Here is a 13,432-nt window from a genome sequence, read left to right on the forward strand (position 1 = left end):
ATCCCAGGCTCAGGCCGCTATTTCCGCTGCTGCAATGTCCCGTATCTTCCCAACCATGGAGCGCAAGCCGTTGCCGCGGGTAGGGGAGATGTGGCGGAACAGGTCCAGCCTTTCAAACAGCTCATCAATATCTGTTGCCAGTAACTCTCTTGGAGTTTTGCCGTTAAACGCGATGGTAATGATGGCTGCAAGGCCGCGCACGATCATAGCGTCGGAGTCAATCAACAGATAAAGTTTGCCGCTGGCCTCATCAAAGTGGGAAATTACCCACACCTGGCTTTGGCAACCGTGAACGTAGTTCTCTTCGATTCTTGCATCATCGGGAAAAGCAGGTAACTGCTTGCCCAGATCAATAATAAACGCGTATCTGTCTTCCCAGTCGTCAAGAAACTCAAAGCCGTCCAGTACGTCTTCCAGGGTCGGGTTTGTTCCTAGCGGGTTGTCCAGAAAATCCTGTTCCGTAGCTGGCATTTAAAACATTCCCAATTCTAGCTTGGCTTCGTCGGTGAGCATGTCGTTGTTCCAGGGCGGATCAAAGGTTAGCTCTACGGTTACCTTGTCTACGTTGGGCACGTGCTCTAGCTTGATCTTCACATCTTCGGTAATAACAGGTCCCATGCCACAACCTGCAGCGGTGAGGGTCATCAGAATAAAGATATGATTGCCCTCCGGGGTGCCATTTTCAATTCGGCACTCGTAAATCAGGCCGAGATCTACCACGTTGACCGGAATCTCCGGATCGTAGCAGTTGCGGATGGCTTCCCATACCTGGTTTTCGTTGATGGTGCCGTCGGCTGGCGTCTCAAAGCTGCTTTCCAGTGGCTTCTTGCCCAGCGCATCGGCGTTGTGACCTTCGATGCGGGCGAGGTTGCCGTTGACTGCAACGGTGAATGTACCGCCAAGTGACTGTGTGATGGTTACAAAGCTATCTGCCGGAATCATCACTTCGGTTCCCACAGGAACAAGGCGGGCTTCCACCTCGCGTTTGGTCAGGACAACTTCACGTTCTTGCATGTCTGGTTAAACCTCATATTGTGCCTTGCTTTCCCCCTCTCCCCAGCCCTCTCCCGCGAGGGGAGAGGGAGTTAGAAGACCACATGCCTCATGCTCCAGGGCTTTTAGCTTTTAACCCCTCTCCCCTTGCGGGAGAGGGGCAGTCTCAGGTTACGGTAAAGCTTTCACCACACCCACACTCAGCAGTGGCGTTCGGGTTGCGGAACTGGAACATGGAGTTCACGCCTTCGGTAACAAAATCAATCTCGATGCCGTTCACCATGGCCAGATGTTCCTCTTTCACAAACACGTCAACGCCATCAATGTGAAATACTTTGTCGTCAGCTGAGGCTTCGTCAACCCACTGGGTTTCATATTTGAAGCCAGAGCATCCGCTCTTTTTGATAGCCAACCGAATGCCTTTGGCGTTCGATGCTTTATCGAGCTGTTTGCGCACGTGCTTGACGGCGTTTGGCGTCATGGTAACGCCGGCAGTCGGTGTGAAGACTTCAGCTGTCATGGTGTCTCCTCCATCAGGCAAATAAGCGCTGAACTTTTTGCAAGGCGGTGAACAGTTGTTCCACCTCGTCTAATGTATTGTAGAACGCAAAGGAGGCCCGCGCTGTACCGGGAACTCCGTAGAAATCCATCAGCGGCATGGCGCAATGATGGCCAGTGCGAATAGCAATACCCTGTTGATCCAGTAAGGTTCCTATATCGCTGGGATGCAATTCCCCAATTTTAAAGGACATCACAGGCACTTTGTGCTTTGCGGTCCCGATAATGCTCATGCCCGGAACCGTCTCAACCAGTTGGTTGGCGCGGTCCAGCAAGGCTTTTTCTGCGGCTTCCATCGCTACTCTGTCCAGGCTGTTCAGGTAGTCGATGGCGGCACCCAGGCCAACGGCCTCAGCAATAGGCGGCGTGCCAGCCTCAAATTTGTAGGGCAGAGTGTTCCAGGTTGTGCGATCGAACGAGACCCTCTCAATCATCTCGCCGCCGCCCTGATATGGAGGCATTTCGTGCAGAAGTGCAGCTTTGCCGTATAACACGCCAATGCCGGTTGGGCCGAACAGCTTGTGGGATGAGAAAACGTAAAAGTCGCAATCCAGTGCCAGCACATCCGGCTGGAAGTGGGGCACGGCCTGAGCACCGTCGAGTAGAGTGATGATGCCACGGGCTTTTGCCTGGCTGACCATTTCGGCAACCGGGTTAACCGTGCCGAGCACATTAGAAACGTGGGTGATGGCCAACACACGAGTGCGATCGTTCAGTAAACTGTTGAACGACGCCATATCCAACTCGCCTTCTGGCGTGACTTGAATCGGTACCACTTTCGCGCCGGTGCGCTCGGCTACCATTTGCCAGGGCACGATGTTGGCGTGATGTTCCATGTGGCTCACCAATATCTCGTCACCCGCTTTAAGGCGTGGCGCCAGGCCATTCGCGACCAGGTTGATGGCCTCGGTGGTGCCGCGGGTCCAGATGATTTCCTGGGTGTTGGCGGCATTCAAAAAGCTGCGAACGGTTTCTCTGGCGCCTTCAAAGGCTGTTGTTGCCCGGTCGCCCAGAGTGTGAGCGCCCCGGTGCACGTTGGAGTGCATTTCCCGGTAATAGCGATCCATGGCATCCAGAACGGCAGATGGCTTTTGGGCCGATGCGCCGTTATCCAGATACACCAGCGATTTCCCGTTTACCTGTTGCGACAGGATGGGAAAGTCCCGGCGAATGGCTTGTGCATCAAACGCTTTACGGGTTGCGGTGTTTGCCACGGACATATCACTCATACTGATCAGACCTCTTGAAATGCTTGCTCAAAGAACTGGCTCAGGCGGGCCTGCACCGTCTCTCTTACGGCTTCCACCGGAATCTGTACCACCAGCTCATTGATGAACGCCATGGTCAGCAGTACGTTGGCTTCTCTGCGGCCAATGCCCCGTGAGACCAGGTAAAAAATTGACTCTTCATCAAGCTGGCCGATGGTTGCGCCGTGGGCACATTTGACGTCGTCGGCGTAAATCTCTAATTCAGGCTTGGTGTCGATTTCTGCGCCGGTAGAGAGCAGCAGGTTCTTGTTGTTCATATTCGCGTTGGACTTTTGCGCGTCCTGGTGAATATGAATCCGGCCGTTGAACACTGCGTGGGATTTATCTGCCGCAATGTTGCGATAGGTTTCTTCACTGTCGCAATGGGCCGCAATATGTTCAATGGTGGTGTGGTTGTCGTAATGCTGCTTGCCTTGGGTAACCACTACGCCATTAAGTTTGCATTCAGCGCCTTCGCCTTCCAGCCGCACTTGCAGATCGTGGCGGCGAAGCGGGCCGCCAAACCCTACGCAGTGGCTTTCAAAGCGTGAGCTGCGCTGCTGCACCACGCCGGTAGCACCTACGTGCTGAACGTTTTCACCTCCCATGCTCAAGCGGATATTGGTAACGTTCGCGCCTTCAGCAAGGGTGAACTCGGTGACTGTGTTCACCATCACGGGTTCTTGACCGCTGGAAATATACTCTTCAACCAAGGTGATCTGGCTGTTGCGGCCTGCATCCACAAAAATCCGGGGGAAGGCTGAGCCACTGGCGTCGGCTGTTACCTCATGGATGATAAACAGTGGCTGATCAAGCACTGCACCCGGCTTCAGACGAATCACCAGGCCGTCTTCAAAGCGGGCCGAGTTCAGGCGGGCCAGTTGTACCGCTTTGCTATCCAGAGTGCTATCCAGGCGTTCTGCCAGGTCACCGGCTTCTGCATTTGAGAGGTCGCCAAAACGTTGAATCAGTATGTCGTCCAGATCCGGATATTCGCTGGCCTCTGGCATCATTACGCCATTGATGAAAACTACCTTGTAGCCGGGAACAGCCAACGCACTGCCGGTTTTACCGGCAGTCGGCAAAGAAGTGGCCATTTCATCGGTTAACTTCAGGTACTTGCTGGAGTACTTCCAGTTTTCTGTTTTACGCGTGGGGAGCGGCATGTCCACCAAGGCGGCGCCGCGCTGCTTACGCAGGGCGAGCAGCGGCTCGGGCAGCGCCTGGCCAGCCGGGTGCAGAAACGCGGTGGAAAGAGTCGGTGCTGGTTTCATTCCGCGGTCTCCTTAATTGGCTGAACTGGCTGCAGTTGCTTCATCCTTGATACCAAGCCAGGCATAACCGCGCTCTTCCAGCTCCAGGGCAAGCTCGGGTCCGCCCGACTTTACAATCTTTCCGTCTGACAGAACATGCACGTAATCCGGCACAATGTGATCAAGCAGACGCTGATAGTGTGTAACCATCAGAATGGATCGGTCTTTGGAGCGCAGGGCGTTAACGCCGTCTGAAACGACTTTCAGCGCGTCGATATCCAGCCCTGAGTCGGTTTCATCCAGTATGGCCAGCTTCGGTTGCAGCAACAAAGCTTGCATGATTTCGTTACGTTTTTTCTCGCCGCCGGAGAAGCCTTCGTTTACGCCGCGCTTGAGAAAATCAGGGTCCAGGTCTACCTGCTTTGAAACGTCTCGCGCCAGCTTCATAAATTCCGCTGCGTTCATTTCCGATTCGCCATTATGGTGGCGCATGGTGTTCACGGCTGTGCGCATAAACTGCATGTTGCTCACACCCGGGATTTCTACCGGGTATTGAAAGGCGAGAAACACGCCATCCCGTGCGCGGTCTTCTGTTGCTTTCTCAAGCAGGTTTTCGCCGTTCAGGGAAACGTCACCCGAGGTGACTTCAAATGCGTCGTTCCCTGCGAGCACTTGGGACAGGGTACTTTTGCCCGACCCGTTAGGGCCCATAATGGCATGTACTTCCCCGGCCTTGATCTCCAGGTTGATGCCCTTGAGGATCTCGTTGCCCTCAACGGATGCGTGCAGGTTTTTGATGCTCAGCATTTGTAGGCTTCTCTCTATTTTTAACCGTCTGAATTCTGTTTGCGTTCGCGATACTTTGGGCTGTTGCCGGGCTTAGCCAACAGACCCTTCCAGGCTCACTTCCAGAAGCTTGCCGGCCTCTACCGCAAACTCCATGGGAAGTTCCTTGAACACCTCTTTACAGAAACCGTTCACAATCATGGAAACGGCTTGTTCCGGATCAATGCCACGCTGGCGGCACAGGAACATCTGCTCGTCACTGACCTTGGAGGTGGTCGCTTCGTGTTCTACTATCGCGGATTTATTCAAGCTCTCGATATACGGGAAAGTGTGCGCGCCACAGCGGTCGCCAATCAGCAGCGAATCACACTGGGTGAAGTTGCGCGCACCTTCTGCACGGGGGCCAAACTTGACCAGGCCACGATAAACGTTGGAGCTTCGGCCGGCTGAAATGCCCTTGGATATGATTGTGCTGGACGTGTTTTTGCCCAGGTGGATCATTTTTGTGCCGGTATCAGCTTGCTGGTAGTTGTGGGTAAGCGCCACGGAGTAGAACTCACCCACACTGTTGTCTCCGCGCAGAATACAGCTTGGATACTTCCAGGTAACGGCGGAGCCGGTTTCAACCTGAGTCCAGGACACTTTGGAGTTATTACCAATGCAGGCTGCACGCTTGGTGACGAAGTTATAGATACCACCTTTGCCGTTTTCATCACCCGGGTACCAGTTTTGCACCGTGGAGTACTTGATCTCGGCATCGTCCAGCGCGACCAGTTCTACCACTGCAGCGTGCAGCTGGTTTTCGTCGCGCATGGGGGCAGTACAGCCTTCAAGGTAGCTAACGTGGCTGCCTTCGTCGGCGATGATCAACGTGCGCTCGAACTGGCCTGTGTTCGCCGCGTTAATGCGGAAGTAAGTAGACAGTTCCATGGGGCAGCGAACGCCCTTTGGTACGTACACGAAGGTTCCGTCGGAGAAAACAGCAGAGTTCAGCCCGGCGAAGTAGTTGTCACTGTATGGCACAACCGAACCGAGGTATTTTTCCACCAGTTCTGGGTAGTCGCGTATTGCTTCTGAAATGGAACAAAAGATAACGCCAGCCTTTGCCAGTGGCTCTTTAAACGTAGTGGCTACGGACACAGAGTCGAAAACCGCATCCACTGCAACGCCCGCAAGCTGTTCACGCTCGTGCAACGGAATGCCCAGCTTTTCATAGGTTCTCAAAAGCTCGGGATCCACCTCGTCAAGGCTCTGGGGCATGTCTTCTTTGCGCTTGGGGGCAGAGTAGTAGGAAATCGCGTCGTAATCGATTTTCGGATAACCCACATGCGCCCAGTCTGGCTCAGTCATCTCGAGCCAGCGACGATAGGCTTTGAGGCGCCATTCCAGCATGTATTCCGGCTCTTTCTTGATTGCAGAAAGGCGGGCGATAACGTCTTCATTCAAACCTGGCTCGAACGTCTCAGCTTCAATTTCTGTTACAAAACCGTGTTCGTAATCCCGTTTGATCAGTTCGTTCACCTCTTGGTCGGTGGTCGCCATGATCGTCGCTCCGTATTCTCTCATCGTGGGCTTTAGGGCCCTTGGTTTGCCGGCAACCTGAGTAGGTTGCTGGATCTAAACTAATGCTTCTGATGCAGGATTATACAATACCAGAGTAAATTAGTCAGGTATTAAATGTTGGCAAAACAGATTATAGCGTAATATACCCGCCAGAGGCTAAGTCTGGCGGGTATAGCGCGGTTTTGATAAGAGTTTATACGGAGGCCGGAACCTGGTGGAGCTTCAGGTTTCTGCTGGCAAGATACGGGTTAAATAGCTGTGCGCCAGGGTGGTAGGTGCAAGGGGTGGGCGGGGAATGCGAACGATGTGGCCACTGCCCGGTGCGTAATCCATGGCAATGCCGCTTCGGTTTTCCATAGCCGGTGCCGAGAAGGGCAGGTTGCCGGAGGGTGTAATCAGTTCAAGCTGATCGCCGGGGGCAAACTTGTTCTTGACGTTAATGGTGAGCCATTGTCCGTCGTCATCGTCGATTGTGCCCACAACCTGCTGGGTTCCCAGGTAGGATGAGCCGCGCTCATATGTCTGGTACTCCTGAGGCATGTGCCGGCGCAAAAAGCCTTCGGTGTAGCCACGATTCGACAGTGCTTCCAGTTCGTTCATCAAACTCATGTCGAAGGTTTCGCCCCGTGCAGCCTGCTCAATGGCCCGGCGGTAAATCTGGGTAGTGCGCGCTACATAATAGGTGCTTTTAGTTCGCCCCTCGATTTTCAGGGAGTGTACGCCCATGGCAGCCAGCTCGGCCACATGTTGCACCGCCCGTAAATCCCGGGAGTTCATGATATAAGTGCCATGCTCATCTTCATAAGCGGGAATAAAACTGCCGGGCCGGTTAGGCTCTTCCAGTAGAACTTCCTTTGGCTCGTAGCTTTGCACGCTGCTTTGGGTCGATGAAGCAATCAGATCACCCGTATGATCGTGGGCGTGCTGTACTTTTTTATAGTTCCAGCGACAAGCATTTGTGCAGGCACCCTGGTTGGCGTCCCGGTGGTTCATATAGCCGGAAAGCAGGCAGCGGCCGGAGTAGGCCATGCACAATGCGCCATGAACAAATACTTCCAGTTCCATGTCTGGAACCCGTTCGCGGATATCGCGAATCTCTCCCAGTGCAAGCTCGCGGGACAGAATAACCCGGTTGATCCCCTGGCGGCGCCAGAATTCGACTGTTGCCCAGTTTACCGCGTTGGCTTGTACCGATAGATGAATGGGTTGGTCTGGCCATTTTTCCCGCACCAGCATAATCAAGCCAGGATCAGACATAATCAGTGCGTCAGGCTTGTGTTCCAGTACTGGCTCCAGGTCTCTCAGGTAGGAGCGCACTTTGTCGTTATGGGGGGCGATGTTGGAAACCAGATAAAACTGTTTGCCCAAGGTGTGGGCCCGCTCTATGCCAGCGCCCAAAGCGCTTGTGTCTTTGAAACTGTTGTTGCGAACACGCAGGGAGTAGCGTGGCTGGCCAGCATACACAGCGTCTGCACCATAGGCGAATGCGGTTTCGAGATGCTCGGGAGTACCGGCAGGTGCTAGCAGTTCCGGGATATTCATGGGAGCTCCGGGTAGGTCAGTGGTGGGCTATTTTGCCGCAAGCTCATTCACTTTCCCTTGATCCTGCTCAAACGTCTTATTGATTATTTTCAGCTAACATGTGTACGCTGTGCACCGAAACGGAATAGTCAGTGAGTATAAGTGAGGAGACACAAGAATGGCATCAGAGCCTCTGAACCCAGAGGTGGTGCGGGTTTCATTGAGTAACAAGGTGAGTTCCCAGATCAGCATTCAGCTTGCCCGGGGGAAGGTGGGCGTTGAAGTGGTCGCCTCACAGTTGCACATGAGCCGGTACACGCTTCACAAGAAATTGAAGCGGGAGGGGTTAACCTTTGCCCGTCTGTTGGAGGATGTGCGCCGTGAGCAGGCGCTGACTTACATGCAGGATAAAACCAAAACTTTGGTAGAGATAGCCGAACAACTCTGCTTTTCAGAGTTGAGCGCATTCAGCCGGGCGTTTAAGCGCTGGATGGGGACATCCCCGGCTGAATACCGTTCTGTCAGGTTTTCCTGATGTTGATCAGAACTTTTTAAATATCAGGGTTGCGTTGGTGCCGCCGAACCCGAAGCTGTTACTCATAACGAGATCCAGGTTTTGGTTGTCCATGCGCTCGCGCACAACTGGATAGCCTTCAGCGCCTTCGTCCAGGTTCTGGATGTTGGCTGATGGGGCGATAAAGCCCTCTTTTTGCATGATCATGCTGTAGATGGCTTCATGAACACCGGCTGCGCCCAGGGCGTGGCCGCAAAGAGGCTTGGTGGAGCTGAGCGGCGGAATCTTATCGCCAAAGGTCGTTTGCAGGGCTTTCAGTTCGGTTACATCACCGGCAGGCGTGCTGGTGCCATGGGTGTTGATGTAACTGATCTTGCCATCGACGGTTTTCATGGCCTGCTGCATGCAGCGTATAGCGCCTTCGCCACTGGGGGCCACCATGTCGGCACCGTCGGATGTAGCGCCAAAGCCAACGAGCTCTGCAATAATATTCGCGCCACGGGCCTGTGCATGCTCAAGTTCTTCGAGCACGACCGTGCCGCCGCCGCCAGAGATCACAAAACCGTCCCGGTCTTTATCGTAGGTGCGCGATGCCACCTCTGGAGTATCGTTGTATTTGGTTGAGAGCGCACCCATGGCATCGAACATCAAGCTCAGTGTCCAGTGGATATCTTCACCACCGCCGGCCAGCATGACATCCTGGCGCCCGAGAGCGATTTGATCCGCCGCATGGCCAATTGCATGGGCACTGGTTGCACAGGCAGAAGTGATGCCATAGTTGATACCGGTAATGCCAAAGGCCGTGGAGATGGTGGCATTGATGGAGCTGCCCATGGTGCGAGGCACCCGGTAAGGACCAACCCGGCGAATGCCTTTTTCTCTATGGGTATCGATGGCGTCCATCAGTTCAACCGTGGAAGCACCGCCGGTACCGAAAACAGCGCCCGTGCTGTTTGCAGTGAGGTCTTCTTCGGATAGCCCGGCCTGCTCAATGGCCTCGCAGGCTGCGAGATACGTGTAGGCAGCTGCCGGGCACATGAAGCGCAAAAGTTTGCGATTAATCAGTGCTGGTAAATCCAGATTGATTTGGCCACACACGTGGCTGCGCAAACCGTTGTCACGAGCCTCTTCACTGAAGCCGATGCCGGGTATGGACTCCTTCAGGGAGCGGGTAACTTCTTTTTGATTGGTGCCTAGGCTGGAGACAATCCCCATGCCGGTGATAACAACTCGCCGCATTTGCTAGCTCCTAAAAATCATCGGTGGAAGAGAATACGCCAACCCGCAGGTCTTTGGCCGTGTAGATTTCCCTGCCATCCACTTCCATGCGCCCGTCGGCAATGGCCAGTATCAGTTTACGCTTGATCACCCGCTTAATGTCGAGATAGTAACGCACTTTTTTGTTGGTGGGCAGAACCTGGCCGGAGAATTTCACTTCTCCGGCTCCCAGCGCGCGGCCTTTGCCTTCGCTGCCGTCCCATGCCAAATAAAAGCCTACCAGCTGCCACATGGCATCGAGGCCCAGGCACCCGGGCATAACCGGGTCATCCACAAAGTGCACTTTAAAGAACCAAAGGTCCGGGTTGATGTCGAGCTCAGCCACCAGGCTGCCCTTGCCGTAAAGGCCGTCGTTCGTGCCCACGTGGGTAACACGGTCGACCATCAACATCTCATCTATGGGCAGCCGCGTAGCGCCCTGGAAAAGTTTGCCATGACCGCATTTGATCAGGTCTTCTTTGTCAAAATGATCCGGGTTCATAGTGCCGTTGTCTCTATTGCAGAATAATTTACCGTTACTTTAGCTGTTATTTCCCGAGTCGCTATTGACCATTAGTGGATATTTGATGTTTTTTAGCCAACGCGACCATCAGGCCGTGGGCTGGCAAGTATTTTTGTATAGCGCACCAGGAACATGCCGAAGGCAAACATCCAGAGCAGGCTACTGCTGCCAATTCCCGGGTTCCAGGGAATGACGTTGAATGCCGTAAGTACGCGAATGACAGCTGCAAGATGAATGGCTATAAACGCGATAACCATGCCTTTGGGCAGTACCAATGGCCGGCCGGTGTGGCCCAGCGTAACCCGGGCTATGACGCCCAGAATCAGGCAGCTGATGGCGCCAGTGCCTGCGGCATGGCTCCAGGCATTGGACGGCCAGCCCGCAAACAGCGTACCCGCCAGCAGGTACAGGGAAACCGGCACCCAAAGAATCGAAAGATGCAGAACCCACAGCAAAGGTTCCTTGCGTGCCAGCCAGCCTTTCCAGTTAGCCAGGCGAATCAGGGCAAGGGTGCCGGCAACAATTGCCAGAATGCCGGTAAGCGCCTGCCAGCCAGTAACCAGAGAAGCGGTTAGCAGAATCATGGAAAACAGGGTGGCCATGTCCAGTGCAGGAATCGTCTTCACGGCGCTGGGGTCCAACCCGCGCTGTCGCAGCCAGCCAGTTGTGAATGCCGGTGTAATACGGCCACCAACAATACTGATCAGTGCCATGGCTACAATCAGTGCGCCATGGCTGAAGGCCATATCCAGGCGGGTAACAAACCCGATCTGCATCAGCCACAGAAGGCCGAGAACCACCAGAATCATAAGCTGACGCTTTTGCTTGGCGTGCCAAACCCGCCATCCGGTATCGAGCATTACCAGGGGCAGGAACGCCAGGTTTACGCCCTGCACCAGCCAGTCTGGTAAATCTGCACCAAAAGCCAGCAGCAGTCGCCCGGCCATCCAGACACCCCATAGCAATGCCAGCCTGAAGCCGTGGGTGCGCTCGGTTTGGGTCCACACGCACACAGCGGTTAGCAAGAACCCGGCAATGGCAGCCGACAAAAAACCGAACAGCATCTCGTGCTGGTGCCAAAACAGCCCCGGCATAGCCAGCGGCATGTTGATGGTACCGGTTACCTGCAACACCCAAAGCGGGATGACCAGAAGTGCCAGCAAGGTCATGGATAGAAAAAATATTCGGAATGGGTAGCCAAACAATTGGCTGATGCTGGCAGAATCGGTTTTCGAGGTTGTCGGGATTGCTTGCATGCTGGTTCCTGCTAATACATATATGTTGTTTGCATGTTAGCTATCTGTGGGCTGAAATAACATACCCGGTTGGTAGTATCTTTGCGTACAATGCCGCCATCACTTTGATTCACAATGGAATGATTTATGAGCCTGTACGTGATCCTGAAACATACCCACATGACCGCAGCCTACCTTACCGTCACCCTGTTTGCACTGCGCCTGCTGCTCGAAGCCGTGGGCCGGCCCGGCTGGCGGCAAACGCCGCTGCGCTGGATTCCCCACGCCAACGACACGGTCTTGCTGGTGGCCGCCATCAGCCTGCTGTTTGTGGGTGGCTGGAACCCGCTGACCCAGGGCTGGCTGCTGGCCAAAATCCTGCTGCTGCTGGGCTACATCGCCGCCGGGCTCTTCGCCCTGAAGGTGACCGTGTCACGCCCGGTTCGGGTTGTGGCCGCAGTGCTGGCGCTGGTTCAGGTATCGGCTATCTTTCATCTTGCGATGACCAAACCGGTTCTGTTTTAAATAAACATTCGATGGCAGGTTCAATATGAGCAATCAACACAAACCGCTGTTCTGGCGAGACGATCGCCTGCCTCATGTTGAACTGCGTCAGGTCGGCGATGGGCGCCAAGTATGTTATGCGCCCCATAGCCATACCCAGTGGTCGATAGGCGCTATTACCAGCGGCGAAAGCACCTTCCAGTATCGCCACGCTCACTATCGGGTGCGCGCCGGCGATCTGGTGTTGATCAACCCGGAGTGGGTTCACACCTGCAATCCCGTCAGCAACCAGCCCTGGGCTTATCTGATGTTGTATGTAGATACCGCCTGGCTTACGGATTTGCGTTACGGTGCTGGTCTGTTGCCGGAGCCCCGCTGGCAGGACATTGCTACCGCAACTCTGTCGGCGCCGCTCTGGTATCGGCGCTATTGCCGCATGGCGAACTGTCTTCTCAGTTCCCATCGCGATCTGCTGGAAAAACAGACTGAGGTGGTTGAGTTTCTGTCAGACCTGATGCACGAGTTGGCAGGGCAACCCTGGGTTCAGCAGCCGAATGTGCCACCGGCGCTGGAAGCGCTGGCCAGTTACCTGGATGAACACGCAGCAGAAGACCTCTCGCTGGATACACTCTGCGAGATTTCAGGTTACAGCGCCGGCCACCTGATTCGTGCGTTCAGGCAATATTTTGGCCTGACGCCCCACGCCTATCTGGTGAACCGCCGCGTGCAGCTTGGCCGTCGTGAGTTGGCAAACGGAACGCCTATTGCTGATGCCGCTCTCAATGCCGGCTTTGCCGACCAGCCGCATTTCCAGCGCACGTTCAAGCGGCTGATGGCAGCAACGCCCAAGCAATATCGGTGTATTTCACCCAATAACGAGATACAGGCAACTGACAGCCAGTAGCAAGGCCAGTGTCCGGTTGATGGTAACCAGTACCACCGGCTGCTGAACAAAGCGGCGCAGAAAAGCCCCGGCGTAGACCCAGCAAGCCAGCGACAACCAGCAGATGGGCAGATACAGCAACGCAAACAACGTAATCTGTTGCAGGTCATTGGCGCTGGTGTAGGCGCCAATGCCAGACGCTGAAGCCAGCCAGGCCTTGGGGTTGAGCCACTGCATCACGGCGCCCGTGCCAAATCCGGGTGCTTTGTCAGAACCCTTTTCCGGTAAGTGGCCGCTGTCCATCGCCAGTTTTATGCTCAGGTAGAGCAGAAAGGCAATGCCACCCCATCGCAGCAACACCTCGACGACCGGCAGCATGATCAGCAGCGAGTAAAGCCCCAATCCGATAGCCATAAACAGCGCGACAAAACCCAGGGTAGCACCGGTCACAAACATCAGGCCCTGAGAGGCCGGGTAGCGAGTGCCACTGCTCAGGCACACCAGGTTGACCGGCCCCGGGGATATGGAGGCCGCCAGGGCAAAGGCCGACATAGGCAAAATCATCGAAAGGTTCATGGGTGCTGCGCTCCGCTTG

The 13,432-nt window shown here is 54.8% G+C and carries 15 protein-coding genes; 3 read left to right on the forward strand and 12 right to left on the reverse strand.

The genetic code is table 11. The features are described 5' to 3' along the window. Positions 1-9: 9 nt before the first annotated feature. The 8 genes from ACTHYN_RS07795 to trhP form a co-directional block, all read right to left on the reverse strand. A complete protein-coding gene (locus ACTHYN_RS07795; protein ID WP_441811890.1) occupies positions 10-471 on the reverse strand; it encodes a SufE family protein in 462 nt (153 codons plus the stop codon). Beyond that, positions 472-1,014, reverse strand: a complete 543-nt coding sequence (sufT, locus tag ACTHYN_RS07800) for a putative Fe-S cluster assembly protein SufT (protein WP_441811891.1) — start codon at positions 1,012-1,014, stop codon at positions 472-474. Between the two features lie 145 nt (positions 1,015-1,159). After that, complete coding sequence (locus tag ACTHYN_RS07805; protein ID WP_441811892.1) at positions 1,160-1,513, reverse strand: HesB/IscA family protein; 354 nt, start codon at positions 1,511-1,513, stop codon at positions 1,160-1,162. A gap of 13 nt (positions 1,514-1,526) precedes the next feature. Then, on the reverse strand, positions 1,527-2,780 hold the full coding sequence (locus tag ACTHYN_RS07810) for an aminotransferase class V-fold PLP-dependent enzyme (protein WP_441811893.1): 1,254 nt from the start codon (positions 2,778-2,780) through the stop codon (positions 1,527-1,529). Between the two features lie 5 nt (positions 2,781-2,785). Then, complete coding sequence (sufD, locus tag ACTHYN_RS07815) at positions 2,786-4,072, reverse strand: Fe-S cluster assembly protein SufD (RefSeq protein ID WP_441811894.1); 1,287 nt, start codon at positions 4,070-4,072, stop codon at positions 2,786-2,788. Positions 4,073-4,084: 12 nt separating this feature from the next. Continuing rightward, positions 4,085-4,858 carry a Fe-S cluster assembly ATPase SufC gene (sufC, locus tag ACTHYN_RS07820; RefSeq protein ID WP_441811895.1) on the reverse strand — a complete coding sequence of 258 codons (774 nt, stop codon included), beginning with the start codon at positions 4,856-4,858 and terminating at the stop codon, positions 4,085-4,087. A gap of 72 nt (positions 4,859-4,930) precedes the next feature. Then, positions 4,931-6,379: a Fe-S cluster assembly protein SufB gene (gene sufB, locus ACTHYN_RS07825; protein ID WP_441811896.1), complete on the reverse strand. Its 1,449-nt coding sequence runs from the start codon at positions 6,377-6,379 to the stop codon at positions 4,931-4,933. Positions 6,380-6,622: 243 nt separating this feature from the next. Further along, on the reverse strand, positions 6,623-7,942 hold the full coding sequence (trhP, locus tag ACTHYN_RS07830) for a prephenate-dependent tRNA uridine(34) hydroxylase TrhP (RefSeq protein ID WP_441811897.1): 1,320 nt from the start codon (positions 7,940-7,942) through the stop codon (positions 6,623-6,625). 157 nt (positions 7,943-8,099) lie between these two features. On the opposite strand from trhP, the gene ACTHYN_RS07835 reads away from it, so the two are divergent. After that, the gene (locus ACTHYN_RS07835) at positions 8,100-8,456 is read left to right on the forward strand and encodes a helix-turn-helix transcriptional regulator (protein WP_441811898.1); all 357 of its coding nucleotides are present in this window, start codon (positions 8,100-8,102) and stop codon (positions 8,454-8,456) included. A 6-nt stretch (positions 8,457-8,462) separates the two neighbouring features. Here ACTHYN_RS07835 and fabB read toward each other — a convergent pair whose 3' ends face one another. From fabB to ACTHYN_RS07850, 3 genes are all read right to left on the reverse strand, one after another. Continuing rightward, positions 8,463-9,674 (reverse strand): beta-ketoacyl-ACP synthase I, encoded by a 1,212-nt coding sequence (fabB, locus tag ACTHYN_RS07840; RefSeq protein WP_441811899.1) that lies wholly within the window; start codon positions 9,672-9,674, stop codon positions 8,463-8,465. 10 nt (positions 9,675-9,684) lie between these two features. Next, positions 9,685-10,194 carry a bifunctional 3-hydroxydecanoyl-ACP dehydratase/trans-2-decenoyl-ACP isomerase gene (gene fabA, locus ACTHYN_RS07845; RefSeq protein WP_441811900.1) on the reverse strand — a complete coding sequence of 170 codons (510 nt, stop codon included), beginning with the start codon at positions 10,192-10,194 and terminating at the stop codon, positions 9,685-9,687. A 92-nt stretch (positions 10,195-10,286) separates the two neighbouring features. After that, entirely contained in the window at positions 10,287-11,471 is a 1,185-nt protein-coding gene (locus ACTHYN_RS07850; protein ID WP_441811901.1) for an NnrS family protein, read from the reverse strand. Positions 11,472-11,597: 126 nt separating this feature from the next. Here ACTHYN_RS07850 and ACTHYN_RS07855 point away from each other — a divergent pair, with 126 nt between their 5' ends. Beyond that, positions 11,598-11,975: a SirB2 family protein gene (locus tag ACTHYN_RS07855; protein ID WP_441811902.1), complete on the forward strand. Its 378-nt coding sequence runs from the start codon at positions 11,598-11,600 to the stop codon at positions 11,973-11,975. Between the two features lie 25 nt (positions 11,976-12,000). After that, positions 12,001-12,858: an AraC family ligand binding domain-containing protein gene (locus ACTHYN_RS07860; RefSeq protein WP_441811903.1), complete on the forward strand. Its 858-nt coding sequence runs from the start codon at positions 12,001-12,003 to the stop codon at positions 12,856-12,858. Here the strand turns inward: ACTHYN_RS07860 and ACTHYN_RS07865 are convergent. Then, positions 12,820-13,413, reverse strand: coding sequence for a LysE family translocator (locus ACTHYN_RS07865; protein WP_441811904.1), 594 nt, complete (start codon positions 13,411-13,413; stop codon positions 12,820-12,822). The genes ACTHYN_RS07860 and ACTHYN_RS07865 overlap by 39 nt on opposite strands. Between the last annotated feature and the right edge of the window lie 19 nt (positions 13,414-13,432).

Source organism: Marinobacter sp., assembly GCF_052091845.1.
GTDB lineage: Bacteria > Pseudomonadota > Gammaproteobacteria > Pseudomonadales > Oleiphilaceae > Marinobacter.